General features: G+C 65.3%; 23 protein-coding genes. 10 read left to right on the forward strand and 13 right to left on the reverse strand.

Annotated elements, in window-relative coordinates:
* Nucleotides 1-24 precede the first annotated feature (24 nt).
* Complete coding sequence (locus tag CAG41_RS23415; protein WP_085577967.1) at nt 25-690, forward strand: thiopurine S-methyltransferase; 666 nt, start codon at nt 25-27, stop codon at nt 688-690.
* A gap of 221 nt (nt 691-911) precedes the next feature.
* On the opposite strand, the gene htpX is transcribed toward CAG41_RS23415, so the two are convergent.
* Together htpX and CAG41_RS23425 are read right to left on the reverse strand one after the other, a co-directional pair.
* Nucleotides 912-1799 (reverse strand): protease HtpX, encoded by an 888-nt coding sequence (gene htpX / locus CAG41_RS23420; RefSeq protein ID WP_085577966.1) that lies wholly within the window; start codon nt 1797-1799, stop codon nt 912-914.
* A 305-nt stretch (nt 1800-2104) separates the two neighbouring features.
* Nucleotides 2105-3316: a pyridoxal phosphate-dependent aminotransferase gene (locus CAG41_RS23425; protein WP_007955711.1), complete on the reverse strand. Its 1212-nt coding sequence runs from the start codon at nt 3314-3316 to the stop codon at nt 2105-2107.
* Between the two features lie 224 nt (nt 3317-3540).
* Between CAG41_RS23425 and msrB the strand changes: the two genes are divergently transcribed.
* The 3 genes from msrB to CAG41_RS23440 all read left to right on the forward strand — a co-directional run bounded on the left by msrB (nt 3541) and on the right by CAG41_RS23440 (nt 4981).
* Nucleotides 3541-3936 carry a peptide-methionine (R)-S-oxide reductase MsrB gene (msrB, locus tag CAG41_RS23430; protein WP_085656881.1) on the forward strand — a complete coding sequence of 132 codons (396 nt, stop codon included), beginning with the start codon at nt 3541-3543 and terminating at the stop codon, nt 3934-3936.
* A 101-nt stretch (nt 3937-4037) separates the two neighbouring features.
* The gene (locus CAG41_RS23435) at nt 4038-4523 is read left to right on the forward strand and encodes a glutathione peroxidase (RefSeq protein WP_085707523.1); all 486 of its coding nucleotides are present in this window, start codon (nt 4038-4040) and stop codon (nt 4521-4523) included.
* A complete protein-coding gene (locus CAG41_RS23440) occupies nt 4520-4981 on the forward strand; it encodes a MarR family winged helix-turn-helix transcriptional regulator (protein ID WP_085577964.1) in 462 nt (153 codons plus the stop codon). Before CAG41_RS23435 ends, CAG41_RS23440 begins: the two co-directional genes overlap by 4 nt.
* Here the strand turns inward: CAG41_RS23440 and CAG41_RS23445 are convergent.
* Nucleotides 4965-7286 carry a response regulator gene (locus CAG41_RS23445; RefSeq protein WP_085577963.1) on the reverse strand — a complete coding sequence of 774 codons (2322 nt, stop codon included), beginning with the start codon at nt 7284-7286 and terminating at the stop codon, nt 4965-4967. The two genes, CAG41_RS23440 and CAG41_RS23445, sit on opposite strands and share 17 nt — an antisense overlap.
* A gap of 170 nt (nt 7287-7456) precedes the next feature.
* On the opposite strand from CAG41_RS23445, the gene CAG41_RS23450 reads away from it, so the two are divergent.
* Both CAG41_RS23450 and CAG41_RS23455 read left to right on the forward strand, forming a co-directional pair.
* Nucleotides 7457-8347, forward strand: coding sequence for an ATP-binding protein (locus CAG41_RS23450; RefSeq protein ID WP_085577962.1), 891 nt, complete (start codon nt 7457-7459; stop codon nt 8345-8347).
* Nucleotides 8344-8826: a GAF domain-containing protein gene (locus tag CAG41_RS23455; RefSeq protein WP_085577961.1), complete on the forward strand. Its 483-nt coding sequence runs from the start codon at nt 8344-8346 to the stop codon at nt 8824-8826. Before CAG41_RS23450 ends, CAG41_RS23455 begins: the two co-directional genes overlap by 4 nt.
* On the opposite strand, the gene CAG41_RS23460 is transcribed toward CAG41_RS23455, so the two are convergent.
* From CAG41_RS23460 to CAG41_RS23495, 8 genes are all read right to left on the reverse strand, one after another.
* Nucleotides 8827-11772 carry an HD domain-containing phosphohydrolase gene (locus CAG41_RS23460; protein ID WP_085707524.1) on the reverse strand — a complete coding sequence of 982 codons (2946 nt, stop codon included), beginning with the start codon at nt 11770-11772 and terminating at the stop codon, nt 8827-8829. It lies immediately after the preceding gene.
* A gap of 48 nt (nt 11773-11820) precedes the next feature.
* The gene (locus tag CAG41_RS23465) at nt 11821-15474 is read right to left on the reverse strand and encodes a transporter substrate-binding domain-containing protein (RefSeq protein ID WP_085707525.1); all 3654 of its coding nucleotides are present in this window, start codon (nt 15472-15474) and stop codon (nt 11821-11823) included.
* An 8-nt stretch (nt 15475-15482) separates the two neighbouring features.
* Nucleotides 15483-16109 carry a response regulator transcription factor gene (locus tag CAG41_RS23470; protein ID WP_085577958.1) on the reverse strand — a complete coding sequence of 209 codons (627 nt, stop codon included), beginning with the start codon at nt 16107-16109 and terminating at the stop codon, nt 15483-15485.
* A 343-nt stretch (nt 16110-16452) separates the two neighbouring features.
* A complete protein-coding gene (locus CAG41_RS23475) occupies nt 16453-17781 on the reverse strand; it encodes a deoxyguanosinetriphosphate triphosphohydrolase (RefSeq protein WP_085577957.1) in 1329 nt (442 codons plus the stop codon).
* Nucleotides 17782-17849: 68 nt separating this feature from the next.
* On the reverse strand, nt 17850-19013 hold the full coding sequence (locus CAG41_RS23480; RefSeq protein ID WP_085577956.1) for an EAL domain-containing protein: 1164 nt from the start codon (nt 19011-19013) through the stop codon (nt 17850-17852).
* Between the two features lie 121 nt (nt 19014-19134).
* Complete coding sequence (locus CAG41_RS23485; protein WP_085577955.1) at nt 19135-19473, reverse strand: hypothetical protein; 339 nt, start codon at nt 19471-19473, stop codon at nt 19135-19137.
* On the reverse strand, nt 19470-19859 hold the full coding sequence (locus CAG41_RS23490) for a phage holin family protein (protein ID WP_085577954.1): 390 nt from the start codon (nt 19857-19859) through the stop codon (nt 19470-19472). The genes CAG41_RS23485 and CAG41_RS23490 overlap by 4 nt, the downstream gene beginning before the upstream one ends.
* A 2-nt stretch (nt 19860-19861) precedes the next feature.
* Nucleotides 19862-20176 (reverse strand): YqjD family protein, encoded by a 315-nt coding sequence (locus CAG41_RS23495; RefSeq protein WP_085577953.1) that lies wholly within the window; start codon nt 20174-20176, stop codon nt 19862-19864.
* A gap of 304 nt (nt 20177-20480) precedes the next feature.
* On the opposite strand from CAG41_RS23495, the gene CAG41_RS23500 reads away from it, so the two are divergent.
* Nucleotides 20481-21689 (forward strand): ammonium transporter, encoded by a 1209-nt coding sequence (locus tag CAG41_RS23500; RefSeq protein WP_085640464.1) that lies wholly within the window; start codon nt 20481-20483, stop codon nt 21687-21689.
* Here the strand turns inward: CAG41_RS23500 and CAG41_RS23505 are convergent.
* Complete coding sequence (locus CAG41_RS23505) at nt 21686-23398, reverse strand: monovalent cation:proton antiporter-2 (CPA2) family protein (RefSeq protein ID WP_085640462.1); 1713 nt, start codon at nt 23396-23398, stop codon at nt 21686-21688. The two genes, CAG41_RS23500 and CAG41_RS23505, sit on opposite strands and share 4 nt — an antisense overlap.
* A 201-nt stretch (nt 23399-23599) precedes the next feature.
* On the opposite strand from CAG41_RS23505, the gene CAG41_RS23510 reads away from it, so the two are divergent.
* The 3 genes from CAG41_RS23510 (at nt 23600) to CAG41_RS23520 (ending at nt 25300) form a co-directional block, all read left to right on the forward strand.
* Nucleotides 23600-23836: a glutaredoxin family protein gene (locus CAG41_RS23510; protein WP_085577950.1), complete on the forward strand. Its 237-nt coding sequence runs from the start codon at nt 23600-23602 to the stop codon at nt 23834-23836.
* A gap of 169 nt (nt 23837-24005) precedes the next feature.
* Nucleotides 24006-24323, forward strand: a complete 318-nt coding sequence (locus tag CAG41_RS23515) for a transcriptional regulator (RefSeq protein ID WP_085707526.1) — start codon at nt 24006-24008, stop codon at nt 24321-24323.
* An 80-nt stretch (nt 24324-24403) separates the two neighbouring features.
* The gene (locus CAG41_RS23520) at nt 24404-25300 is read left to right on the forward strand and encodes a pseudouridine synthase (RefSeq protein ID WP_085707527.1); all 897 of its coding nucleotides are present in this window, start codon (nt 24404-24406) and stop codon (nt 25298-25300) included.
* 80 nt (nt 25301-25380) lie between these two features.
* On the opposite strand, the gene CAG41_RS23525 is transcribed toward CAG41_RS23520, so the two are convergent.
* A complete protein-coding gene (locus CAG41_RS23525) occupies nt 25381-25602 on the reverse strand; it encodes a YgdI/YgdR family lipoprotein (RefSeq protein WP_085577947.1) in 222 nt (73 codons plus the stop codon).
* Nucleotides 25603-25645: the final 43 nt, after the last annotated feature.

Here is a 25645-nt window from a genome sequence, read left to right on the forward strand (position 1 = left end):
TTATCGATTTTTTGGGAGTGATCCATGCAGCCCGAGTTTTGGCACAAGAAATGGGAATCCAATCAGATCGGTTTTCATCTGTCGCAGGTGAACCCGTATCTGCAGCGGCATTGGCCGGGTTTGCCCGTGCCGCAGCAGGCGCGTGTGCTGGTGCCCTTGTGCGGCAAGAGCCTCGACTTGCTGTGGCTGGCCGGGCGCGGTCACCGGGTCTTGGGCGTGGAGTTGTCGCAGAAGGCCGTCGAGGACTTTTTCGGCGAGCAGCGGTTGCAGCCCCAGGTCAGCGAGGAGGGCGCCTTCAAGGTCTACCGGGCCGGTGCGATTGAGTTGATGTGCGGGGACTTCTTTGCCTTGACGGCGGAGGACGTGGCGGACTGCGCCGCGCTGTATGACCGGGCGGCGCTGATTGCCTTGCCTGCGCCGATGCGTGAACGCTATGCGGCGCATCTGCAGGTCATTCTGCCTACGGACCTGCATGGGTTGCTGATCACGCTGGATTACGACCAGGCGCAGATGCCCGGGCCGCCGTTTGCGGTGGCGGACGCTGAAGTGCAGCGCCTTTTGGGTGCCGCGTGGCAGGTGCGGATGCTGGAGGAGCAGGACGTGCTGGGGGACAGCTGGAAGTTTGTGCAGGCCGGGGTGACGCGGCTTGAGGAGCGGGTGTATCGGGTTTCCGGTCTTTCGATTTCTTGAGGGAATCGGGGGATCCGGTCTGTGCTTGCACCTCTGTGGGAGCCAGCCTGCTGGCGATGACGGCCTTACAGCCTGCGAGCCTTTATCTGTCGACCAGAAAGCATGTGAAAGCGGACAGGCCCAGGGCCGCGGCTCGACGAGGAAACCGGTTCGGTCACGCCTATGAACCGTATCAAAAAAAGGCCCGCATCGCTGCGGGCCTTTCTGTTGTTGCGTGGAAATCAACCGCGACGGCGCAGGGCGTCGATGCGTTCTTCCAGCGGCGGGTGGCTCATGAACATGCGGGCCAGGCCCTGCTTGATGCCGCCGTTGATGCCGAACGCGTTCAGGGTGTCGGGCATGTGCACCGGCAGGCCCTGTTCGGCGCGCAGGCGTTGCAGGGCGCCGATCATCGCGCTGGTGCCGGCCAGGCGTGCGCCGGCTTCGTCGGCACGGTATTCGCGCTTGCGCGAGAACCACATCACGATCGCGCTGGCCAGGATGCCCAGCACCAGTTCGGCGAAGATGGTCGCCACGTAGTAGGCGATGCCCTGGCCTTCTTCGTTCTTGAAGATGACCTTGTCCACGAAGTTGCCGATGATCCGGGCGAAGAACATCACGAAGGTGTTCACCACGCCCTGGATCAGCGCCAGGGTGACCATGTCGCCATTGGCGACGTGGCCGATCTCGTGGGCCAGCACGGCCTTCACTTCATCGGGCGAAAAGCGCTCCAGCAGGCCCTGGCTGACGGCCACCAGTGCGTCGTTCTTGTTCCAGCCGGTGGCGAAGGCGTTGGCCTCGTAGGCCGGGAAGATCCCGACTTCGGGCATCTTGATCCCGGCTTCCCGGGACAGTTGCTCGACGGTTTGCAGCAGCCATTGCTCGTGCCGGGTGCGCGGCTGGCTGATGATCTGGGTGCCGGTGCTCATCTTCGCCATCCACTTGGAGATGAACAGCGAGAACAGGGAGCCGGCGAAACCAAAGACGGCACAGAAGACCAGCAGCTGATTGAGGTTGAGGTCAACCCCGTTGGCCGCCATGAACCCGTTGAAGCCGAACAGGCTCAGGGTGATGCTGGCTATCAGCACGACCGCCAGGTTAGTGGCCAAGAACAGCAGGATGCGCATCATGGTTGTAGAAATCTCCTCAAGCTAAAGATGTAGCGTACTGCGGGGTATATAAGGTGCGGCACCTGGCGATTCAACCGGGTGACTATTTCAAACTGTGTCCTACAGCGGATTCCGTGACGTTCGCCGCGTTTTCCGTCATCCGTCGGCACCGGGGCGTCGGACGACGGCCACCCGCCGACGCGGCACCGGCCGTGCATGGCCGGTGCGCATCGCAAGTCTAGAAGCTGTTTCGGGGCGGGTGACGCAGAAGTGTTGCTGAATCCGTCAGTGCGCAACGTTCGGCGCGTTGCGCAGCGGACCGCCGGTCACTGGCGGTAGGATTTGAGGAAGTTGCCGATCCGGCCGATGGCCATGTCCAGGTCATCGACCCGCGGCAAGGTGACGACGCGGAAGTGGTCAGGCCACGGCCAGTTGAACGCCGTGCCTTGCACCACCAGCAGTTTTTCGGACAGCAGCAGGTCGAGGACGAACTTCTCGTCGTTGTGGATCGGGCAGACCTTCGGGTCGATCTTGGGGAACGCGTAGAGCGCGCCCATCGGCTTGACGCAGCTGACGCCCGGAATGTCGTTGAGCAGCTCCCAGGTGCGGTTGCGCTGTTCCAGCAGGCGGCCTTGCGGCAGCACCAGGTCGTTGATGCTCTGGTAGCCGCCCAGGGCGGTCTGGATGGCGTGCTGGCTCGGCACGTTGGCGCACAGGCGCATGTTGGCCAGCATGTCGATGCCTTCGATGTAGCTGTGAGCGTTGTGTTTCGGCCCGGAAATGGCGATCCAGCCGGAGCGGAAACCGGCCACGCGGTACGACTTGGACAGACCGTTGAAGGTCAGGCACAAAAGGTCCGGCGCCAGCGAAGCGGTGCAGATGTGCACGGCGTCGTCGTAGAGGATCTTGTCGTAGATCTCGTCGGAGAACACCACCAGGTTGTGCTGACGGGCCAGTTCGAGCATGCCCAGCAGCACTTCCTTCGAATACACCGCGCCGGTGGGGTTGTTCGGGTTGATGATCACCATCGCCTTGGTGTTCGGGGTGATCTTGGCCTTGATGTCGGCCAGGTCCGGGAACCAGTCGGCGCCCTCGTCGCACAGGTAATGCACCGCGTTGCCGCCGGCCAGGCTCACGGCGGCGGTCCACAGCGGGTAGTCCGGCGCCGGCACCAGCACTTCGTCGCCGTTGTTGAGCAGCGCCTGCAGCGACATCACGATGAGCTCGGACACGCCGTTGCCCAGGTAGATGTCTTCGATGCCGACGCCTTCGACCTGCTTCTGCTGGTAGTACTGCATGACGGCCTTGCGCGCGCTGAACAGGCCTTTGGAGTCGCTGTAGCCCTGGGCGGTCGGCAGGTTGCGGATCACATCCTGGAGGATTTCGTCCGGCGCTTCGAAACCAAAGGGCGCCGGGTTGCCGATGTTCAGCTTGAGGATGCGGTGGCCTTCCTCTTCCAGGCGTTTGGCGTGCTTGAGCACCGGGCCGCGAATGTCGTAGCAGACGTTGGCGAGCTTGTTCGATTTGCTGAACTGCATGGCGATGTGATCCCGAAAATGAACGATCCAGGCGGCGGGTGGACAACCGGGCTGGGATTCCTGCGTCTTCGCACAGGAAGGCATTCTGGGCGGCGGTTTCCGGAATTCGTTTGAATGCGCAGGAACCCGCTGCCAGACTGGCGTGTGACGAGGCGCAATCATACGTGCCGCCCGATCCGTGGAAAAGGTACAGATCGGGCTTTTTCAGCCGCTGAGGTGTGATGATGGAAAAGATCGAAAAAACCCTGGAGGAATGGCGTGCGATGCTCGATCCCGAGCAGTTCAACGTGTGCCGGCTGAGCGCCACCGAGCGCCCGTTCTCCGGCAAGTACAACGCCACCAAGACCGATGGCGTCTACCATTGCGTGTGCTGCAACGAGCCGCTGTTCGATTCGCAGACCAAGTTCGACTCCGGTTGCGGCTGGCCGAGTTTCTACGCGCCGATCGGCGAAAGCGCCATGATCGAGATCCGCGACCTGAGCCACGGCATGATCCGCACCGAAGTGAAGTGCGCCCGGTGCGACGCGCATCTGGGCCATGTGTTCCCCGACGGCCCGCCGCCCACCGGGCTGCGTTACTGCATCAACTCGGTGTGCCTGGATCTGGTGCCGCGCGGGTAGGTGTCGCCGGCGATCCACGGGTCGCCGTTCGGTAAATTAAATTGCACGCAATTCAATTGATCGCTATTTTTACGGCTCCTTAACTTCCAAGAGTGCGCACCATGAGCGACAGCCTGCTGAACATCCCGTGCACCACGATCAAGGGCGAGCAGAAGACCCTCGCCGATTTCGCCGGCAAGGCGGTGCTGGTGGTGAACACCGCCAGCAAGTGCGGGTTCACCCCGCAGTACAAAGGGCTGGAGGAACTCTGGCAGAGCTACAGGGATCGCGGCCTGGTGGTGCTGGGGTTCCCGTGCAACCAGTTCGGCAAGCAGGAACCGGGCAACGAAGGCGCGATCAGCGAGTTCTGCGAGCTGAACTACGGCGTCAGTTTCCCGCTGTTCAAGAAGATCGACGTCAACGGCGCCGCTGCGCACCCGTTGTTCGTGCAGCTCAAGAAGCGTGCGCCGGGGGTGCTGGGCTCCCAAGGCATCAAATGGAACTTCACCAAGTTCCTGATCGGCAAGGACGGCAGCCTGATCAAGCGCTTCGCCCCGGCCACCAAGCCGCAGGACCTGCGCCGCGAGATCGAAGACCTGCTCAAATGACCGACTTGCCCGCCGACGCGCTGAAGCTCGACACCCAGTTGTGCTTCAAGCTGTACGCCGCCTCCCGGGCGGTGATCCGCGCCTACCGGCCGATGCTCGATGAGCTCGGCCTGACCTACCCGCAGTACCTGGTGATGCTGGTGCTGTGGGAGTGGCAGGACGAGGCGCCCGAACAGCCGACCGTCAAGGCGCTGGGCGAGCGCCTGGCGCTGGACTCCGGCACGCTGACCCCGCTGCTCAAGCGTCTGGAGCAATTGGAGTGGGTGCAGCGCCGGCGTTCGGCACGGGACGAGCGCGAGGTGCACCTGAGCCTGACGCCGTCCGGACAGGCGCTGCGCGAGCAGGTCGGGCCGCTCAAGGCGCGGTTGCTGTGCGACAGCGGGGTCGACCTGGACCGGCTCGGCGAACTGCGCGACGGCCTCGACCGACTGCTGGGCCTGATCAAAGCGGCGTCATAGTCGGTATCCACTGGTCCAGCAGCGCCGCCAGCTCCTCGCGGCGGAACGGTTTGGCCAGATAGTCGCTCATCCCCGCCGCCCGGCAGCGCTCGCGCTCCTCGGACATGGCGTTGGCGGTCAGGGCCACGATCGGCAGATGGGGCCAGCGACCGCTGCGGCGGATCTGCCGGCTCGCCTCGTAGCCGTCCATCACCGGCATGTTGCAGTCCATCAGCACCAGGTCGAAGGCGTCGTTCTCCAGTTGATCCAGCGCCTCGGCGCCATGGGCGGCCACCACGACATCGCAGCCGAGCTTGCCGAGCATGCCTTTGGCCACCAATTGGTTGACCGGATTGTCCTCCACCAGCAGCACGCGGCCGCGTCGCTGGGTCGGCAGGGTCTCCAGGCGGGCCTCGTCGAGGGTGGCGACGTTCGGCTGCAGGATCCGCCGCAGGGTCTGGTACAGCGCATTGCGGGCCAACGGACGGCCCTGCTGCTGCAGCGGCGCAAGGGCGGCGGCCTCTTCCGAAGGCATGAAGCTGCCGTAGGCGGTCACCAGCAGGATCGGGGCTTTGAGAGTAGGGCGCAGGCCGAACAGGCATTCCGGACAGTCCGTGATCAGCACGTCCGGCGAGAGGCCCAGCAGCGAATCCTCGATCGAGCGCCGCTCGTACGCCAGGCCCCAGGTCGGCAGCAGGTTGTTCAGCAGCTCCGCCAGACCGCTGCTGGCGGCCGTGATGGCGAGCACCTTGCCGTGCAGCGGCGCCGGCGCCACGGCGCGGGTGTGGCAGGGCAGCGGCAGTTCGGCGCAGAACTGGCTGCCGAAACCGACTTCGGAACTGATCGTCAGGCGGCCCTGCATGGCTTCGCACAGGTTGTGCGTGAGCGCCAGGCCCAGACCGGTGCCGCCGAACTGCCGGGTGATGCCGGCGCCGGCCTGGGTGAACGGCTGGAAGATCTTCACCTGGGCTTCCCGGGCGATGCCGATGCCGGTGTCGCAGACTTCGATACGCACGCCGTCCTTGTGGGTGGTCAGGCGCACATCGACCCGGCCGAAGCGGGTGAACTTGAGGGCGTTGGACAGCAGGTTGCTGACGATCTGCCGTACCCGGGTCGGGTCGCCCAGCACCAGCGCGGGGAAGTGCGGGTCGATCAGGCAGGTCAGCTCGACGCTCGGCGCCGCGTTCTGCGACAGCAGGTTGGCGGTGTCCTCGATCAGCGAGCCGAGGTCGAACGGGATGTTCTCCAGCTCCAGCTGGCCGGCGTCGAACTTCGACAGGTCGAGGATATCGTTGAGCAGTTCCACCAGCACCTTGCCCGAGTCGTGGGCGATCGACAGCTGTTGTTGCTGTTCGGCGCTCAGGGGGCCGTCGAGGGACAGGGCGATCATGCCCAGCAGGCCGTTGAGCGGCGTGCGGATCTCATGGCTCATGTTGGCGAGGAACGCCGAGCGCGCTTCGGCCATGTCCAGCGCCGTGCTGCGGGCCACTTCCAGCTCCTGGTTGGACTGGCTGAGCCGGCTGTTGATCGCCTTGAGCTCGGCGGTGCGGGCCGAGACGATGTCTTCCAGCTGGGCGAGGTAGTCGGTCAGGCGGTTCTCCGCGTTGCGTCGCTGCTGGATCTCCGTGGCGATGTTCTCGAACTGCTGGTTGGCGACCTCGACCAGCACGCCGATCTCGTCGTTGCCGTGCCCGTTCGGGCATTCGAGCGGCTTGGGTTGGGCGCTGCGCGGATCGCGGCCGCTGAGCTCGCGGATCACCCGCACCAGCGGTTTGGTCAGCATCACGTAGAACAGCGCCAAGAGGATACCGGTCAGGATCAGGCTGCGGGCGAAGCCGTTGAGCAGGGTGACTTCGGCCCGGCGCAGGAAGCGGCTGCCGAACGCGTAGGTGTCCACTTCCAGGCTCAGGGTGCCGAGGGACTCGTTGGGCAAGTGGTCGAGGTAGAGACGGTCCTCGAAGCGGCGCTTGGCGCCGAACAGGAAGTCGCTGACCATCCGGTAGCCGCTCTGGAACTCCGGGCGCTTGACGCTGGCCAGCACGTTGGCGTTGTTGTCGGTCAACTGCGCGGAGATGATGGCCGGCGAGCGCAGCAGGCCGAGGGTGAGCTCCTGGGCCAGTTCGGCGTCGATGTTGTAGGCGATGCGCGACGCCGGGTTGTGGCTGATTTCCAGCAGCGACAGGATTTCCCGGTTGATGGAGGCGTCTTCGCTGGCATAATCGATGCCGATCTGCAGCAGGCTGAGCAGCGTGCCCAGAATGAACCCGACCAGCACGGTGAGCCTGGCTTGCTTGTATGACAGCCGGTGGGTGAATTTGATATCCATGGGGTGTTGAATCACTTCCGTTTCCCTTCGCTGCTCAAGCATAGTCGATCATGTATGGATACCGGGGTTCCCGAATCGCCTTGTGACAAGGTCAGGAGCGGGGGTCGAACGTGGTAGGACGCGCATCGCTGCATCGTCATCATCTCTGTGAACGAGCCCGAGGAAAAGACGTGGATTCCCGATTGAATGCCTTTCTTGAGCGTGCCGAGTCGGTTCTGGCGCGGATCGAGCCGCTGTTGCCGGCGCCGCGCCCCGTCATCGACTGGAGCGCCTGCCTGGCGGCACGCTGGCAACGCGACGGCCGCAGCGGCTTTCTGCTGCCGCTGGAGGTCAGCCTCGACATGCGCCTGTCCGACCTGATCGGGGTCGAGCGGCAACTGGAGCAACTGGGGCAGAACACCCGCCAGTTCCTCGACGGCATGCCCGCCAACCATGCGCTGCTGTGGGGTTCGCGCGGCACCGGCAAGTCGTCCCTGGTGCGGGCGCTGTTGGCCGAGCATGCCGGCGCCGGGCTGCGGCTGATCGAGATCGAGCGCGATCACCTGGCGGACCTGCCGCGGGTGGTGGAGCAGATCGCCAAACTGCCGCAGCGCTTCGTGCTGTTCTGCGATGACCTGTCGTTCGAGGCCGGCGAAGGCGACTACCGGGTGCTCAAGAGCGTGCTGGACGGCTCCCTGGAGCAGGCGCCGGACAACGTGCTGCTGTACGCCACCTCCAACCGTCGCCATCTGGTGCCGGAAAAGGAAAGCGACAACGAAAACTGGAAGCGCGTCGAAGGCGAACTGCACCCCAGCGAAGCGGTTGAGGACAAGATCGCCCTGTCGGACCGTTTCGGCCTGTGGCTGTCGTTCTATCCGTTCACCCAGGAACATTTCCTCAACGTCGTCGAGCACTGGATCGGCCAGCTGGCCGCCAAGGCCGGGCTGGCCTGGCAGCGCGACGAAGCGCTGGACATCCTCGCCGTGCGCTGGGCCACCGGCCGCGGCAACCGCAACGGACGTTGCGCGTACCAATTCGCCCGTTACTGGGTGGGACTGAAATTGTTGGAGCACAAGGCATGATTGATTTGAAGCAGAGCGGCCAGGGTCTTGAAGGCTACGGCCTGTTGGCCGCGCAACTGGAATCGCTGCTGGCGGACGAGCGCGATTTCATCGCCAACGCCGCGCAGTTCTCGGCGTTCCTGTTCACCCAGCTCGATGACCTGAACTGGGCCGGCTTCTACCTCAACCGCAACGAAGAGCTGGTGCTCGGCCCGTTCCAGGGCCAGATCGCCTGCGTGCGGATCCCGTTCGGCCGGGGCGTGTGCGGCACGGCGGCGGCCAGCCGGCAGACGCAGCGCGTCGAGGACGTCCATGCGTTCCCCGGCCACATCGCCTGCGACAGCGCGTCGAACAGCGAATTGGTGGTGCCGCTGGTCAAGGACGGGCGCCTGATCGGCGTACTGGATCTGGACAGCCCGAAGCTGTCGCGTTTCGGCGTCGCGGATCAGGCCGGCATCGAGCGTCTGGCCGACATTTTCCTGCGCCTGACCGACTGCTGATCAGGCCGCCAGGCCGGCCTTGCGCAACAGGCCGGCGGAATCCACCGCGTCGATCTGCCGGGGATCGAGGAAGCGCCGGGCGTATTGCAGGTAGATGCCTTCGCCGATGAACAGCCCGAACAGGTCGGCGTCGATGTGCGCCTCCCGGCACATGGTGGCCATGATGCCCAGCGCTTCGCTGAGGCTCTTGGCCTTCTTGTAGGGCCGGTCGGCGGCGGTGAGCGCCTCGAAGATGTCGGCGATCGCCATCATCCGGGCCGGCAGGCTCATTTCCTCGCGCTTGAGGCGTTTCGGGTAGCCGGTGCCGTCCATCTTCTCGTGGTGGCCGCCGGCGATCTCCGCGATGTTGCTCAGGTGCCCGGGGAAGGGCAGGTGGCTGAGCATCAGGATGGTCTGCACCATGTGGTGATTGATCACGTAGCGTTCTTCGCGGGTCAGGGTGCCCCGAGGGATGCTCAGGTTGTAGAGTTCGCCGCGGTTGTACTTGTAGCGCGGCACTTCCATCTTGAACCCCCAGGGATTGTCTTCGGCGATGAGCTCGCTGTCGGACCGTTCGAGCAGGTGCTCGGGCTTGTCGGCCAGCAGCGGCTCGCTGACCGGCAGCGTCGGCGCCGGCGTGCGCTCCTGGCGCCGGTTCTCTTCCCACGACACCCCCAGGCGGTCATCCAGCGTGCGCGTCCAGGTGCGCCGGGCGATGCTTGCCAGGCGCGCCAGGTCTTCTTCGGCCATAGCCTCGGCGCCGAGGTTGCAGCGGGCGACGAACGCAAACTCGTCATCCAGCCCGGCCAGCGCGGCATCGCGCAGGCCGGCCAGCTGCGCTTCGTCGCCGCCCTGGGCCAAGGCTTGCCAATAGGCGATCCAGGCATCGCGCTTGAGCACCTCGAAGCGGGTGCGGATTTCGTGGATGCGATCGTTCAGGGTCTCAAGTTTGGTGGCCTTGTCCACCACGTATTCGGGCGTGGTGACCTTGCCGCAATCGTGCAGCCAGGCAGCGATGTGCAGCGCTTCCCACTCGTCTTCGTTCGGCCGGTACCCGCTGAACGCCGGCGCTTGGCTCGCCGCGGCGGCGTGGGCGAGCATCAGGGTCAGCTCCGGCACGCGCTGGCAGTGCCCGCCGGTGTAGGGGCTCTTGGCGTCGATCGCGCTGGCGAGCAACTGGATGAAGGCGTCGAGCAGTTGTTTCTGGCGCGCCTGCAGACGCTGGCTTTCGATGCTCACGGCCGCCGCGCCAGACACCGCCTGCAGAAAGGCGATGCGGTCGGGCCGCAGTTTTTCCCGGTCGGCGGCGGTGCCGCTGTCGTTCACCAGCAGGACCAGCAGGCCGACCGTCTCGTTGTGCCGGTTGCGCAGGCGGATGCCGATCAGGTGCACCCGCGGTGCCGCCATGGCCAGCAGCACTTTCTGCAGGTCTTCGGCCTGCTCGAACCCCAGGTCGCTCACCACGTTGTCGGCTTGGGCCAGTTGCGCGAACCAGGCCGGGTTGTGGGCCGAGTCCAGCTGGCGGCCGGTGATGCCGAACCTGGCCAGCGGCTGGGTGACCCCGTCGAGCACCAGCCCGGAAGGCTCCATCCGGTTGCCGTCGTTTTCGCGCAGATAAATCAGGCCGCCCTGGGCCTGGGCGATCTGCACCGTCTCGAACAGCACCCGTTGCAGCAACGGCGCGAAGCGGGTTTCGGCGGTCAGGCTGTCGGTGATGCGGAAGAAGCTGGCCAGCGTGTCTTTCATGCGCGCCATCGACAGGCTCAACTGGTCGACCTCCAGCACCGGAGAGCGGCGGGTCAGGGGGAAGCCGAAATCGAAGCTGCGGATCGCATCGGCCTCCCTGACCAGCGCATGCAGGGGCTTGACCAGAATCCGCGACGTCAGCCAGCCCAGCGGCAGGCACAGCAGAAGCGTGGCGAGGGTGATCAGTGCACCTTGCCAGCGCAGGCGGTAGGCATCGGCCAGCAGTTCGTCCTCCGGCACCAGCAACGCCAGTTGCAGGCCATTGGGGCCGCCTTCGGCCAGGTGGCTGCGGGCGACGATCCATTGCCGGCCGTCGGCCTCCAGACGGTTGCCCCGTTGCCCGCCGTTCAGCAGCGCGTGCAGGCCCGGGCTCAGGTCGGCGGCCTTCGCCAGGCGCGCGCTGCGGTCGTCGACGATCAGGCGGGCGCTGTCCGGGTAGGCCACGGCGTTGCCGGCGGCGTCGAACAGGGCGACCTGGGTGGAAGGCGTCACGACGTGCTTGCTCAAGGTCGCCGAGAGTGCCGCCAGCGTGAGGTCGGCGGCGATCACGGCGTCCCCGCCGCTGCGCCGCGCCAGGGTGGTGCCGACGTGGCGGGTGGAGAAAAACACGTAGGGCTCGGTGGTGATCTGCCCGGCCTGCTGCGTGGCGCTGACGTACCAGGCCCGTTCGCGGGGGTCGTAGGGATCGTCAGGGTTGTCCTGGCGGCCGACCGGGTTCAGGGCCCGGTCGACGAACAGCGATTGCGAGCGGACCTTGCCGCCGCTGTCGCGCTCGATGCTCCAGACCTGGTAGGCGGCCGCCTCCGGCGCCTTGAGCAAGGCCTTAAGCCCGTCGGTGCGCAGGGGCCGCACCATGAAGAAATCGCCGTTGCCGTAACCCAGGTACAGCGAGGCCAGGTCAGGGTTGTCCATGAGCGCCTGGCTGAACGGCTTGAGCAGCGCCATGCGGGCTTCGAGGCTGGTGGTGCGGGTTGCGGGGCTGTCCGCCAACAGGCTCAAGAGGTGGCGGATCGGCTCATAGGTGTTCTGCAGGTCCAGGCGCACATCCTGCTCGATGCGGTCGAACAGTTTCTCGCTGCTGGCGAAGATGATCTGGGTGGTCTGGCGATAGTTGAAGAGACCGAGCACCACGCCCGTGAGCAACAGCAAAAAGGTGAACATCACGCTGATGTGCACGTGCAGGGGGAACCGGCGTCGTTCCGGGCGCAGTGGGCTGGGCATTGCGGTCACTCCGTGATGGGAAACACACTGCTCAGCGCTCAAGCATAGTTAAGGCTCGACCGTTCTGCCGTACGCGAGCCGGTCCAACTGCTGCTGCAGCGCCCGGTCCAGTTCGAGCAGGGCAAGATCGCTGCGTCGGCAGCGAAGGCGGATCTCGGTGGCCGGCAACGCTTGCGCGCAGGCTTGCTCCAACGCCTCGCAGCAGTCGATCACGCAGCCGGCCTGGACGATGCGTGCGGCGCCCTTGATCTTGTGGGCGAGCACGGCCAGCGCTTCGCGGTCGGCGGCTTCGGCCAACGCCTGCATCTGCTCGCGATCCCGACGGTTGCTGTTGAGCAGTTCGGCGAGCAAGCGTCGCGTCTGGGACGGATTGCCGCCCGTCAACGGCTTGAGCCCTTGAAGGCTGAGCGCCGGCGCCGCGACCGCGGCAGGCGCGGCGGGCGCGATGCCGTCCACCCATTGGCTGAGGACGCTCAGGCTCAAGGGCTTGAACAGGCAATCGTCCATGCCCGCCTGCCGGCAGCGTTGCAGCTCTTCGGGCTGGGCGTTGGCGGTGAACCCCAGCACCTTGCAGGGCGGGCGCCGGGTCTGGCGCTCAAGCCGACGGATGGCCTGCGTCAGCTCGTAGCCGTTCATGATCGGCATGTTGCAGTCGGCGATCACCAGATCGAAGCGGCCGGCCTTCCAGACCTCCAGGGCGCTGCGGCCTTCTTCCGCAACGCTGTAGGCATGGCCGAGGAACTCCAGTTGCTGGCACATCAGCAGGCGGTTGGCGGGATGGTCATCCACCACCAGCACGTTCAGGGGCGCGCCGGCGCGCCGCACCGGTTCATCGCGGCGCTCGACGACGGGGCTGGCGGGGCGGGCTTCCAGCGGCAGGGAGACGCTGACCTGCGTGCCGACGCCGGGCTGGCTGTTCAACTGCAGCCGGCCTTCCATCATTTCGCACAGGCTGCGGCTGATCACCAGCCCCAGCCCGGCACCGCCGTGGCTCTGCAGGCCGTGGTCGGCCTGGGCGAACGGCGTGAACAGCCGCTGTTGGTCTTCGGCGCTGATGCCGACGCCGCTGTCCTGAACGGTCAATCGCATGATCGGCCGCTCGGACCCGTCGGCATCCGGCAGGTCGAGTGTGACCTGGATCTGCCCGGCGTCGGTGAACTTGATGGCGTTGCTGATCAGGTTGGACAGAATCTGCTTGAAGCGCAGCGGGTCCAGGTACACATCCGCCGCGAGTCCAGGCGGATTGACCGTCAGTTGCAGGGAGAGCTTCTTCTGGCGGGCCAGGCCGTCGAAGATCCTTGTCACCGAGCTGACCGTCTCCACCAGGCCGACCCATTCGGGGCTCAGGCTCAAGCGCCCGGACTCGATCCGGGCGATGTCGAGGATGTCGCCGATCAGGCCCAGCAGATCCCGGGCCGAGCGGTAGGCCGTCTCGATGGACGAGCGGTCAGGGTGATGCGCGTCCAGGCGTTCGAGCGTCAGTTCGAGCATGCCGATCACCGCGTTCATCGGGGTGCGGATCTCGTGGCTCATGGTCGCCAGAAAGGTGCTTTTGGCCCGGTTGGCGTTGTCGGCCTGTTCCTTGGCCGTGCGCAGTTCGTCCAGCAGGCGCCGGCGCTCGCTGATGTCGATCCAGCCGCCGATGATGCCCTGGACGTCGCCGCTGGAGTCGCGGTAGGGCAGGATCCAGTGGTAGATGGTCAGGCGCAGCCCGCCGATGTGCAGCGGACGGTCCTGGATCAGCGGCTTGCCTTGCGCCAGCACCCGGCGGTAGTCCGCCTGATAGGCCTGGGCCTCGAAGGCGTTGCCCTGGGCGCTGTGCATGACGCTTTTGCCGATCACGTCTTCGCGCCGGGCGTTGAAGGCCTTGAGGTAGCTGTCGTTGCAGCTTTGCAGCAACCCGTTGCGGTCGCGCACATAGATCGGATGGGGAGTGCCGTCGACCAGCGAGCGCATGAACTCGTATTGGTCGTTGAGGGCCCGTTCGGCGGCCTGGCGCTGTTTGATCTGGCGTCGCATGTAGGCATTCCAGGCCAGCGACAGCAGCAGGAGCAGGCAGGCGCCGGTCGCCACCTGGTAGAACAGGCGCCGGTAGTCGCGCCATGCGCCCTGGGAGGCTTCCGAGTAGCCGCGCCAGCGGCTGTTGATGATGCCGAGTTCCTCGGGCGAGATGCTCAGCAGCGCCTTGTCGAGGATCGCCACCAGTTCCGGGTTGGCGTGGGTGGTGGCCAGGGAGAACGCGGCCTGGCGCGTACCGAGGGTCGTGGTGATCTGCAGCCGGTGCTCGAAGATCCGCGACGAGATGAAGTAGTTGGCGATCACCAGCGAGGTCACCGCGCCGTCGACCTGCCCGCCGGCCAGCATCGCCACGGCGCTGAAGGTGTCCGGCGTCTCGACCAGGTCGATGCGCGGAAACTCGCGGCGCAGGTAGTCGATCATCGGGTTGCCCTGGGCGATCGCCACCGACCGGCCCTTCAGTTGCCCCGGGTGGGTGGGGCTGTCGGCGGCCTTGCGGGTCAGCAGGACGTGGGAGTTCTCCAGGTACGGGCGGCTGAAGCTCAGGTGCCGTTCGCGTTTGGCGCTGGGCAGCAGCGCGGCGATCAGGTCGGCCTGATCGTTTTCGAGCTGCTCGATCATGTCGCTGTCGCTGCGGCCGCGGCGGATGTCGAAGCGCAGGCCGGTGCGCAGGCGGATGAGTTCGAGCAGGTCGGCGGAGATCCCGCGCAGGTTGCCGTCGCTGTCGAAGAACGTCAGCGGGGCAAAGGCTTCGTTGACCACCACGCGCACCACCGGGTGGCGCTTGAGCCAGTCCTCTTCGCGGCGGGTCAGTTGCAGTTTGCGGTCGGTCAGCAGGATGTCGCTGCCGGCGCTCCAGCGTTTGGCGATGTTCGTCCGTTCGCTGCCGGGCACGCCCTTGAGCACCGTATCGACGATGCTCAGCAACTGTGGGTTGTCACGGTGGACGGCAAAGCTGAACCCATGGGCTTCGTGCTTGCCGAAGTTGGCCATGCGGATGTTGTTCAGGTAGCCCTTGTTGATCATGTAATGGGTGGAGACCGTGTCGCCGAGGAACACGTCGGCCTGATCGAACGCCACGGCGTTGAGGGCGTTCTGGTACGACGGGTAGACCGTGAGGACGGCCTTGGGGTAGAGCGCCTTGACTTCGTCGAGCGGCAGGTAGTGATAGACCATGCTCAGCCGCAGCCCGGCGAGGCCTTCGGTCAGCGATCGGGTTTCGCCCTCGCGGGTGACCAGCACCGGCTGGTCGATGGCGTAGGGTGTGGAGAGCACCACGTCGGGGTTGGCGGCTTCGAAGCCGTTGGCGGTGCCCAGCAGGTCGACCTCGCCGTCGACCAGGGCCTGCACCGCCTCATCCCGCGAGGCGTAATGACGGATGCGCACCGGCAGGCCGGTCGCCTGGCCCAGCAGACCTGCGTAGTCGGCGGTGAGCCCTTCGTAGTCGCGGCCGCTGGAGGTCATGTCGAACGGCGGGTAGTCCGGGGCGGAAGTGCCCAGAACCAGGGCCTTGCGGGTCTGCAGCCACTGCCGTTGCATGGCGTCCAGGGTGATCGGCGGCGCCATGTGCGTCGCGCGGCTGAGCAGGACGTAGTGCGGCGGGGAGGCAAACGCGACGAACGCGAGCACGGCCAGGCACAGGCCTGCGCACCAGGTCGTCAGTGTGAGCAGGAGTCGGCTGGGCATGCGGGCTCTCACACTAATGCGTTGCGTTTGGCCATTTCGATAAGTTCCACCAGAGACCGGGCCTTCAGTTTTTGCATCAGGCGCTTTTTATAGGTGCTGACGGTCTTGTTGCTCAGAAACATGCCCTTGGCGATTTCCTTGTTTGTCCGGCCTTGGGCAAACAACTGCAATACCATCAGTTCGCGGTCGTTGACGGACTTGAACAGTTCCAGTTCGGCATAACGGACATCGTCATTGCGCACGGGATTCAATGCTTGGCTGGGAAAGTAGTTGTAACCGGACAGCACCGCTTTGATCGCACTCACCAGTTCGCTCAGGTCTTCCTGTTTGCAGACATAGCCCGAGGCCCCCGACTGCATGCAACGGATGCCGAAGAGGGTTGGGCATTGGGCCGTCAGCACCAGTGTCTTGAGGGGCGACCCCATGGCGTTGAAGCGTGCGAGGACTTCCAGCCCGTCCAGCTTGGGAATGCTGATGTCGAGAATGATCAGGTCGGGCATGCACTCCCGCACCATCTGCATGGCGTCGACCCCGTTATCGGTTTCACCGACGACTTTGTAGCCTTCATGTTCCAGCAACATGCGAACGGCAAGACGGATGACCGGGTGATCGTCGACAATAAAAACGGAGTTCATATTCAAGTCCCATGCAAGCACGAATAAAGCGCGCACATTAGCTCAGATGAATAAGCGCCCGCAGGGACTGACTTGGCTCTAACGGCAATATAGGAATGTTCCTACATTTAAAAGGGAATGCGACTACTGTTGGGCTGGGTGTGGAGTAAGGAAGAGTAAATCGCCCTTCACTGTTTACTCTAAGTGTTAACGGTCTGCGTCCATTTGTTTTCCCCGATCCAGAGGGCACGGATCGGGCCGGGGCGGCGGTGGGGGCGGTTGTTTAATGTCCTTCACCTCCCGGCAAACCGGCCAGGGTGCCGGGCGCCTGAACGGTCGGCGGGGCGACCGTTCAGGCGTCCGGTCAATGGCTGGAGCGACCGGTCATCTCCAGCGCCATGTCGCTGGCGTAGCTGTCGGTCATGCCGGCGATGAAGTCGATCATGCGCAGGAACGAGGTGTGCAGCGGGCCGCGCGGATCCGGCGCGTTGTTGCCCAGCAGGTCGAGGATGCGCCGGCTCTTGAAGGACGGGGTGCGGCCGTTGTGCTGTTCCAGCGCGGCCCCGCAGAAGGCGTTGAGCAGAATCTCCAGCGTCGTGTAGGCGCCGATCTCGTGCAGGGTCTTGCGCTTGTCCTGAAAGATCTTCTTGCGGGCGATGTCCTTGGCGTTCAGCACGCAGCGTTTGGCCGGGCCGTGCATGTGCTCCACCAGATCGCCGTGCAGGGTGCCGGCGAGCAGGGCGTCCTGCTGTTCGACGAAGGCCCGGGCCGCGGCGTTGGTCAGGTGTTCGATGGCCTTGCCGCGCAGGATCGCCAGCTTGCGCCGCCGCGAATCCTGGGGGCCGAGCAGGCGATAGGTTTCCGGCAGGTCGTCGCCCACCAGGCCCAGCAGCAGGGACTCGACTTCGGCGTAGTCCAGCAAGTCCATCTCCAGGCCGTCTTCCAGATCGATCAGCGCATAGCAGATGTCGTCCGCCGCCTCCATCAGGTACACCAGCGGGTGGCGGGCCCAGCGCTGTTCCTCGAGCTGCGGCAGGCCGAGCTTGTGGGCGATCTGCTCCAGCAGGGGCAGTTCGCTCTGGTAGCAGCCGAACTTGTGCTTCTTGTAGCCCAGGGAGTCCGCATGCCTGGCGGTCCACGGGTACTTCAGGTAAGTGCCGAGGGTGGCGTAGGTCAGTCGGGTGCCGCCGTCGAACTGGTGATATTCCAACTGCGTCAACACGCGGAAACCCTGGGCGTTGCCTTCGAAGTTGAGGAAGTCACCCCGTTCGGCCTCGCTCATCGCATCCAGCCAGCCGCGTCCGGCGGCCTGCTGGAACCAGTGGCGGATGGCGTCTTCGCCGGAGTGGCCGAACGGCGGGTTGCCGATGTCATGGGCCAGGCAAGCCGACTGCACCACCATGCCCAGGTCGCTCGGTTCGCACCATTCGGGCAGGACGCCGCGCAGGGTTTCGCCCACGCGCATGCCCAGCGAGCGCCCGACGCAGCTGACTTCCAGCGAATGGGTCAGGCGCGTGTGGATGTGGTCGTTGCTCGACACCGGGTGCACCTGCGTCTTGCGCCCCAGGCGGCGGAAGGCGCCGGAGAAGATGATCCGGTCGTGATCCTTGTGGAACGGGCTGCGGCCCAGTTCCTGCGGGCTGTGCAGCGGTTTGCCGAGGCGTTCGCGGTTGAGCAGGGTGTGCCAATCCAAGGCGGGGGCTCTCCATCGGATGAGTGATGGCCTAGCTTCCCGGTTCGGGCTGGCCTGCGCAAGTCCGGCTAGAGTCCGGCAGCGTCGATGTCGATCAGCAGCAGGCGTTCGCCGTCGTCGAAGAACTGTCCGGCGGTGAGGCAGTACTGGTTGCTGGTGGCGTCGCGGTAGGTGTCGGACAGGATCAGGCGCCGCTCCTCCCGGCCCTCGGCCAGCAAATGATGGAAGTACGGTCGCCACGACCAGTTATGGCCCATGTAGCGGTCGTCGGCGGTCCAGGCGCCGTGGCGCCATTCCAGGTTCGGCGTCAGTTGCGTGCCTTGGCGATCGCACAGGTAGAACCGCAGCAGCCAGGCAAAGGCCTGCGGCTGCGGCAGGGCGCTGACCGGTGCGCCGGCCCCGGCCCAGGCTTGCAGGGCCGCCATCCATTCGGCCAGTTGCCGACGCAGCTCCATCAGCCGGCTGCGTTCGTCCAGCTTCTGGCGCACATAACGCTGACGCAGCGCCGCGAAGCGCTCGACGAAGGCATCCGTCTCGAAAAACGCTTCCTGCGCCCTGGCGAACAGGTAGCCCTGCACATAGCGCGAGCCGCACTCCAGCGCGTAGTTGAGCTGGGCCTCGGTCTCCACCCCTTCGGCGATGATCCGGCAACCGGTCTTCTCGGCCATCTGGGCCAGGGCCTTGACCACATCGCTGCTGGGCCCGCCGAGCGCGGCGGCCTGGAACAGGCGCATGTCGAGCTTGAGGATGTCCGGCTGCAGGGCCAGCACCCGGTCGAGCTGCGAGTGGCCGGCGCCGAAATCGTCGATGGCGATGCGTGCCCCGGCGTCGCGGTAGCGTGCGACGACTTGCGCCAGGCGCTGGCTGTTGCCGCCCAGTTCCGTGATCTCGAAGACGATCCGCTGCGCATCGACGCCGTGCCGGGCCAGCTGCTTGAGGCTGGGCAAGGCTTGCTCAGGGCGCAGGCGACTGATCCAGCGCGGCGACATGTTCAGGCTCAGGAACCAGTCCGCCGGCGCTTCGTGCAGGCGGCTCAAGGCGTTGTCGCGGATCTGCCGGTCGAGGCGCCGCAGGGCGATGGCGGGGGTGCGCGGGTCGGAGAACAGCGGCCCGACCGAGGTCAACCGGCCATCGGCCTGACGCAGGCGCCCCAGTGCCTCGACGCCTGCGATGCGTCCGGTGGCGGTATCGATGAAAGGCTGAAAGCAGGCGAGCGGTTGCCCGTCGATCACGAGGCCTCCTTAGTTATTCTTGTTCGGGTTCGGATGCCCGCCGGGCAGGCGGGCAGGGCCGGAACTCCAGGCTGCGGAGTCCGGTCCCGGCGCCGTTGCAAGAATGCAGCCAGACAGCGGCTCAGCGCTTGTTGGCGTTCTGCATCACCAGCCGGATCAGCGGCCCGAGCGCGCTGCCCAGGCGGATCAGGCGGCTCAATCCACCGACGCCGCCGCCCTTGGCGCCTTTGCCGGTGAGGAAGCCGAGCAGCGTGACCGCGGCGATGCCCCAAAGCGGCGCATGCTTGATGCCGAAACCGTCCTGCAGGTTTTGCGTCATCCCGCGCATGCGCTGCAGCGGCTGCAGCACCTGGCCGGCTTCGTGGCGGATCTCCTGGCGATGCATTTCCATGCGCAGGCGGATCAGGGCCTTGCGCATTTCCTGGCGCGAGCTGTTGCGCGGAAGTTCAGGCAGGCTCATGGCAGCAGGCGCTCCCGATCGTTGGCCAGCTCTTCCAGGGTGCCGTGGAAGGGCGAGGATTCATCGAAGACGGCCGCCTTCAGACGCAACGCGCAGAAGATCGCCGCCAGGGCATAGAACACGCACAGGCCGATGATCGCGGCCAGGCGATACGTGTCCCAGAGCACGATCAGCACCAGCGCCGACAGGCCCACCAACAGCAGCAGCGCGAACACCAGGGCCAGGCCGGCGAACAGCAGCAGGCTGACGGTGCGCGCCTTCTGCTCTTGCAGTTCGATGCCGAACAGTTCGACGTGACTGTGCAGCAGGCCAAGGAAGGCGGCGCCCAGGCGCCGCGTGGAAGAGCTTGTTCCCGTTGAGGACGGGCCCGATTCACCGATCGACATGATCAGCGCCGAGTGGCCAGCAGGCCAAGCAGGAAGCCGACGCCGGCGGCGATGCCCACCGATTGCCAAGGGTTGGCCGACACGTATTCCTCGGTGGCGGCGACCGCTGCCTGACCGCGCTCGCGCAGGCTGTCTTCGGTGAGTTTGAGGGTCTCCCGGGCACGCAGCAGGCTTTCGTGGATCTGGGCGCGCAGCTCGTCGGCCTGGTCGCCGGCGAGGGTCGCGGTGTGTTCGAGCAAGCGTTCGGTGTCGCTGACCAGGGTCTGGAAATCGTCCATCAGGATCTCTTGAGCAGTCTTTGCCTTGGTGCCGGCCATGGGGAATCTCCGTTAGTGGCGTTCTGAAGCGTTCGAGTATGGGCCTTGCGCGAAGGTTCAGCGCAATCGGCTGGTACAACTCTTGCTGTGTCGTGGTGCGCGATCCGGCCGCTGTGCGCTGTTGCCGGGCGCGGAGCCGGGAAAATCCCGGCCCGGATGATAACGGTTTGTGTCAGGACATCGGCCGGGTGCGCCAATGCGGTTCACGAACCTTGGGTTCGCGGATCCGCCGGGCGCAACTTGGTGCAAGAAATGCCCGCGTGAACCGCTTTGGTGCCATTTTCAGCCTTGGGTCTGCCTCCTCATGGAAAATCTGCAAAGCGCTGTGGACACGCTGGTTCACAGCTCCAACACGTTGTTCATTCTGATCGGCGCGGTCATGGTGCTGGCCATGCACGCAGGGTTCGCGTTTCTGGAGGTCGGTACGGTCCGCCAGAAGAACCAGGTCAACGCATTGTCGAAGATTCTCAGCGACTTCGCGGTCTCGACCCTGGCCTATTTCTTTATAGGCTATTGGATTTCCTACGGCGTGACGTTTCTGCAGCCGGCGGCGGTGCTCAGCGCCGACCACGGCTACGGGCTGGTCAAGTTCTTCTTCCTGCTGACGTTCGCGGCGGCCATTCCGGCGATCATATCCGGCGGCATCGCCGAGCGGGCGCGGTTCGTGCCGCAACTGTGCGCGACGGCGCTGATCACGGCGTTCATCTACCCGTTCTTCGAGGGCATGGTCTGGAACGGCAACTATGGCCTGCAGGCCTGGCTGGCCGCGACGTTCGGCGCAGGCTTCCATGACTTCGCCGGCTCCGTGGTGGTGCATGCCGTGGGCGGCTGGCTGGCGCTGGCGGCGGTGCTGTTGCTGGGCCCGCGCAACGGCCGCTACCGCGACGGCCGTCTGGTGGCGTTCGCGCCTTCGAGCATTCCGTTCCTGGCGTTGGGGTCGTGGATCCTGATCGTCGGCTGGTTCGGCTTCAACGTGATGAGCGCGCAGACCCTGCAAGGCGTCAGCGGGCTGGTGGCGGTCAACTCGCTGATGGCGATGGTCGGCGGCACGGTGGCGGCGCTGATCGTCGGACGCAACGACCCGGGCTTCCTGCACAACGGCCCCTTGGCCGGGCTGGTGGCGGTGTGCGCCGGTTCCGATCTGATGCACCCGGTCGGCGCCCTGGCGACCGGGGCGATCGCCGGCGCCTTGTTCGTGTGGTGCTTCACCGCCGCCCAGGTCAAATGGCGGATCGATGACGTGCTCGGCGTCTGGCCCCTGCACGGACTGTGCGGCGTGTGGGGCGGGGTGGCCTGCGGGATTTTCGGCCAGACCGCCTTGGGCGGGCTCGGCGGCGTCAGCGTCGCCAGCCAATTGATCGGCACGGCGCTGGGCGTGGTCGTGGCGCTGGCCGGCGGGTTCGCCGTCTATGGGGCGATCCGCGCGCTGCACGGCCTGCGCCTGACCCAAGAGCAGGAGTATTACGGCGCGGACCTGTCGCTGCACAAGATCGGTGCGGTCAGTCAGGACTAGGTCTCTTCGTCTTCGCTGCCGGGGTAGAACCCGTGCAGCAGGCGATAGCGGTCGATGCGCACCTGATCGACCTTCTCCTGCACCTTGTGCGCAGGCAGGCCCAGCAGGATCAACGCGTGGGAGGCGAGCATCAGGCTCGACTCCAGCAGCTCCGGCACCACTTCGCTGGCGCCGGCGGCCTTCAGTTCCGCCCATTGGCTGTCGTCGCGGGTGCGCACCAGGATCGGTACCTTGGCGTTGAGGCGCCGGGCTTCCTTGAGCACCCGCAGCGCGACATCACTCTGGTCTACGGCGATCACCAGCAGCCGGGCGCGCAGCAGCCCGACGGCGGTCAGCAGGTCGCCGCGGGCGGAGTCGCCGTAATGCACGTCCCGTTCGGTGGCGGCGGCCTCTTGAACGCGCACCGGGTCGTTGTCCAGCGCGACGTAGGCTTGCCCGGCGTTGCGCATGAAACGGCCGATGGATTGGCCCACACGGCCGTACCCGCAGATCACCACGTGCCGGTCGAACCCGGCGTTGAGGGCGCTGATTTCTTCGATCTGCGCGGTCTGGTTAGGTTTGCGGTGCAGGCGGGCGGCGATGCGCGGGGCGGCACGCAGCAGCAGCGGCGTGAGCAGCATCGAGCAGAAGGTTGCGGCGAGCAGCAGGGCGCCGAGCCCTTCGGGCAGCAGGCTGTGCTGTTGCATCTGGGCCATCAGCGCAAAGCAGAACTCGCCGCCCTGGGCCAGCGCCAGGCCGCTGCGCCAGGCGGTTTCGCTGTCGCTGCCGCGCCATTTCACCAGCGCCGCCACCACTGCCCCCTTGATCAGCAGCAAACCCAACGTCAGGCCGACGATCGCCAGGCTGTGGCTGGCGAACAGTCGCAGATCGATGAGCATGCCGATGCTGACGAAAAACAGGCCCAGCAGGATGTCGCGGAACGGCCGGATGTCGGCCTCGATCTGGTGCCGGTAGTGGCTTTCGCCCAGCAGCATGCCGGCCAGGAACGCGCCCAGGGCGGGGGACAGGCCGAGCAAGTGAGTCAGCCATGCCGTCAACAGCACGATCACCAGCGCCAGCAACACGAACAGTTCGGCCGAGCGTGAGGCGGCCACCTCGTGGAACAGCCGCGGCAACAGCCAGCGGCTGGCCAGCAGCAACCCGAAGAACAGCACAACGGTCTTGAGCAGCGTGAGCGGCAAGGCCCAGTACCAGGCTTGCCCGCCGCTTCCGGCGAACGCCGGCACCAGCGTCAGCAGCAACACCGCCACCACGTCCTGGAACAGCAGCACGCCCACCGCATTCTGGCCGTGGCTGCTGAACACTTCCCCCAGGCTGCCCAGCTCCTTGGTGACGATCGCCGTGGACGACAGCGACAGTCCGGCGCCCAGCAGCAAGGCCGGCAGGGCGTGCATGCCCAGCAACATCAGGACACCGCCCAGCAGCGCCGTGCTGAACAGCACCTGCTGGCTGCCCAGGCGAAACACCACGTTGCGCAGGGCGATCATCTTCGAAAGGGAAAACTCAAGGCCCAGGGAAAACAGCAGGAACACCACGCCCAGCTCGGCCAGATCCGGCAGGTGTTCGCTTTCGTTGACCCAGTCGAACGCCGTCGGGCCCACCATCAGCCCCACGCACAGGTAGCCCAGCACCGGTGGCAGGCGCAGGCGGCGGAACAGGGCAATCACCAGCAAGGATGAGGCAAGAATGATCAGCAGGTTGGCGAACACGAAACACTCCGGTCGGATGGGCAGGCCATGGAAGCGTAGAGGCAAAAAACATCGGAGCATCGGCTGAAACGCGTTTCGGCGCCGTGATCTGTGTCAGGGCATCGGCGGAAGGGGGCGATGTGCGGGCGCTGCCATCGGGGTGGCTCGACGGGTTTTCGGGGCGGGCCTAGAATGTCCGTTCAATTTTTGGGAAGAGCGCACATGCTTCCGGAATGTCAGCTGTTCGGCACCCTGGGGTGCCATCTGTGCGAGGTCGCCGAGTCCCTGCTGATGCCCTTCGTCGAGAACGGGCTGTTGGTCGAACTGGTGGACATCGCAGACGACGAGTCCTGGTTCGAGGCCTACAGCCTGCGGATTCCGGTCTTGCGTCGCACGGACACCGGGGCCGAACTGGGGTGGCCGTTCAGCGCCGATCAGGTGGTGGCGTTCCTGCGTTAGCCTTTGATTCCTGCCTGCCGTCACTTCCGCTTGTCGCGCTCGCCGACGCGTCCCTTGGCAATTTCCGTTTGCTTCTATACTGTATGCGCATACAGTAAATGAGCGGGTTCGCCATGCCATGTCCCTTTCGGGCAGACGGCAGGCGCACCGGACGTCAGAGGGATGAGCCGTGGTCAATGTCGAACAGTTGAAGAACAGCGTGAACCGGATGTCGGTTGACGTGGTGCGCGAGGCCGTCCTCGAACTGCGCCTGGACGGACTGGTCACGGAAGGCAAGACGCCGTTCAGCAAACTGCATTTCAATACGTGCTTCGCCGAGATCGAGGCCCTGTTCCAGCGGGCCGGCTACTACAGGCAACTGGACGTCGTCGGTTATCAGGGGTTGCTGTACGCCCTGTACGACCCGGGTCGCTGGGAGGCTGTCGACGTGTTGCGCTGGCTCAAGGAGTTCACCGAAGCGGCGGCCGCCGAACCTGCACCGGCCTGAGGCGGATTCCGGAATCGGCGCTAGGTTCGTTTCGTTCCCTGTTGGATAATGCGCGCCTGCATTGAGGGTTCGAGTTCCGTATGTCCACATCAACATTTTCCGCGGCCCGGCATCAGGCCAGCACCCTTCACCTGCCGCCCGGCGCCTGGATGACGGTGCTCGACTGCCTGTGCGAACGCTTCGGCGCCATCAGCCGCGAGCAATGGCTGGACCGGATCGCCCGTGGTCGGGTGCTCGACGGCGAGGGCCGACCGATTTCGGTGGACTTGCCTTACAAGGAAGGGCTGCGGATCCACTACTTCCGCGAGGTGCCGGACGAGAAGCCGATTCCGGTGGAGGAGTCGATTCTTTACGCCGACGACCATCTGGTGGTGGTCGACAAGCCGCATTTCCTGCCGGTGATCCCGTCTGGCGGTTATGTCGAGCAGACGTTGCTGCGCCGCTTGATCCGGCGCCTGGACAATCCGCATCTGGTGCCGCTGCACCGCATCGACCGCCATACGGCGGGGCTGGTGATCTTTTCCGCCGACCCGCAGAGCCGTTCGGCGTACCAATCGCTGTTCCCGACCCGGCAGATCGAAAAGCGCTATGAAGCGATTGCGCCGGCCTTGCCCCAGTTGAGCTTTCCGCTGGTGCACAAGAGCCGTCTGGTCGATGGCGTGCCTTTCTTCCGCACCCAGGAGATCGAGGGCACCTGCAATTCGGAAACCCTCGTGCAGGTGCGGGAAAAGAACGGCGACCTGTGGCGCTACAGCCTCTTCCCGGTGACCGGCAAGAAGCATCAGTTGCGCGTGCACATGACGGCGCTGGGCGCGAGCATCTGCAACGATCCGTTCTATCCGCAGGTATCGGCCGACGCTGACGCCGAGGACGACTACGATAAGCCGCTCAAGCTGCTGGCCCAGGGGCTGCGGTTCATCGATCCGGTCACGGGGCAGGAGCGCGAGTTCGAAAGCCGCATCACGCTGCAGTGGTGACCGTTGCCGGGGATGTTTCCGGCAGGCATGAAAAAGCCCGCATGATGCGGGCTTTTTCGTATCCGGCGCGTGCTGAAGGTTTACAGCTCTTTGACGGTGCGCACTTGATCCTTGTTGATGCGGGTCTGCTTGCCATCCAGCTGTTCGAACTCGTAGAAGCCCGAATCCTTGTCGAATTTCGGCGAGTCGACGGCCTGGATCTCACGACCGTCATTCAGGGTGATCACGGTCGGCGAAGCGCAGCCGGCGAGCGTGGCCAGGCCCAGAGCGAGCATGAGAGTGGCGAGGGTCCGTTGAGTCATGTGTTTGTCTCCGAAGGGAAATTCTTTTGGTTACTGAGCTTGA

It is taken from the genome of Pseudomonas sp. B35(2017) (assembly GCF_002113645.1).
GTDB classification, from domain to species: Bacteria; Pseudomonadota; Gammaproteobacteria; order Pseudomonadales; family Pseudomonadaceae; genus Aquipseudomonas; species Aquipseudomonas ekonensis.

Excerpts from the sequence above, each read along its gene's own strand:
- CAG41_RS23485 (WP_085577955.1), bottom strand. The coding sequence starts at position 19,473 with ATGAGCCTGCCTGAACTTCCGCGCAACAGCTCGCGCCAGGAAATGCGC.
- CAG41_RS23470 (WP_085577958.1), bottom strand. The coding sequence starts at position 16,109 with ATGAACTCCGTTTTTATTGTCGACGATCACCCGGTCATCCGTCTTGCC.
- CAG41_RS23435 (WP_085707523.1), top strand. The coding sequence starts at position 4,038 with ATGAGCGACAGCCTGCTGAACATCCCGTGCACCACGATCAAGGGCGAG.
- CAG41_RS23520 (WP_085707527.1), top strand. The coding sequence starts at position 24,404 with ATGTCCACATCAACATTTTCCGCGGCCCGGCATCAGGCCAGCACCCTT.
- htpX (WP_085577966.1), bottom strand. The coding sequence starts at position 1,799 with ATGATGCGCATCCTGCTGTTCTTGGCCACTAACCTGGCGGTCGTGCTG.
- CAG41_RS23500 (WP_085640464.1), top strand. The coding sequence starts at position 20,481 with ATGGAAAATCTGCAAAGCGCTGTGGACACGCTGGTTCACAGCTCCAAC.
- CAG41_RS23440 (WP_085577964.1), top strand. The coding sequence starts at position 4,520 with ATGACCGACTTGCCCGCCGACGCGCTGAAGCTCGACACCCAGTTGTGC.
- CAG41_RS23495 (WP_085577953.1), bottom strand. The coding sequence starts at position 20,176 with ATGGCCGGCACCAAGGCAAAGACTGCTCAAGAGATCCTGATGGACGAT.
- CAG41_RS23415 (WP_085577967.1), top strand. The coding sequence starts at position 25 with ATGCAGCCCGAGTTTTGGCACAAGAAATGGGAATCCAATCAGATCGGT.
- CAG41_RS23445 (WP_085577963.1), bottom strand. The coding sequence starts at position 7,286 with ATGGATATCAAATTCACCCACCGGCTGTCATACAAGCAAGCCAGGCTC.
- CAG41_RS23490 (WP_085577954.1), bottom strand. The coding sequence starts at position 19,859 with ATGTCGATCGGTGAATCGGGCCCGTCCTCAACGGGAACAAGCTCTTCC.
- msrB (WP_085656881.1), top strand. The coding sequence starts at position 3,541 with ATGGAAAAGATCGAAAAAACCCTGGAGGAATGGCGTGCGATGCTCGAT.
- CAG41_RS23455 (WP_085577961.1), top strand. The coding sequence starts at position 8,344 with ATGATTGATTTGAAGCAGAGCGGCCAGGGTCTTGAAGGCTACGGCCTG.
- CAG41_RS23465 (WP_085707525.1), bottom strand. The coding sequence starts at position 15,474 with ATGCCCAGCCGACTCCTGCTCACACTGACGACCTGGTGCGCAGGCCTG.
- CAG41_RS23510 (WP_085577950.1), top strand. The coding sequence starts at position 23,600 with ATGCTTCCGGAATGTCAGCTGTTCGGCACCCTGGGGTGCCATCTGTGC.
- CAG41_RS23460 (WP_085707524.1), bottom strand. The coding sequence starts at position 11,772 with ATGCCCAGCCCACTGCGCCCGGAACGACGCCGGTTCCCCCTGCACGTG.
- CAG41_RS23425 (WP_007955711.1), bottom strand. The coding sequence starts at position 3,316 with ATGCAGTTCAGCAAATCGAACAAGCTCGCCAACGTCTGCTACGACATT.
- CAG41_RS23525 (WP_085577947.1), bottom strand. The coding sequence starts at position 25,602 with ATGACTCAACGGACCCTCGCCACTCTCATGCTCGCTCTGGGCCTGGCC.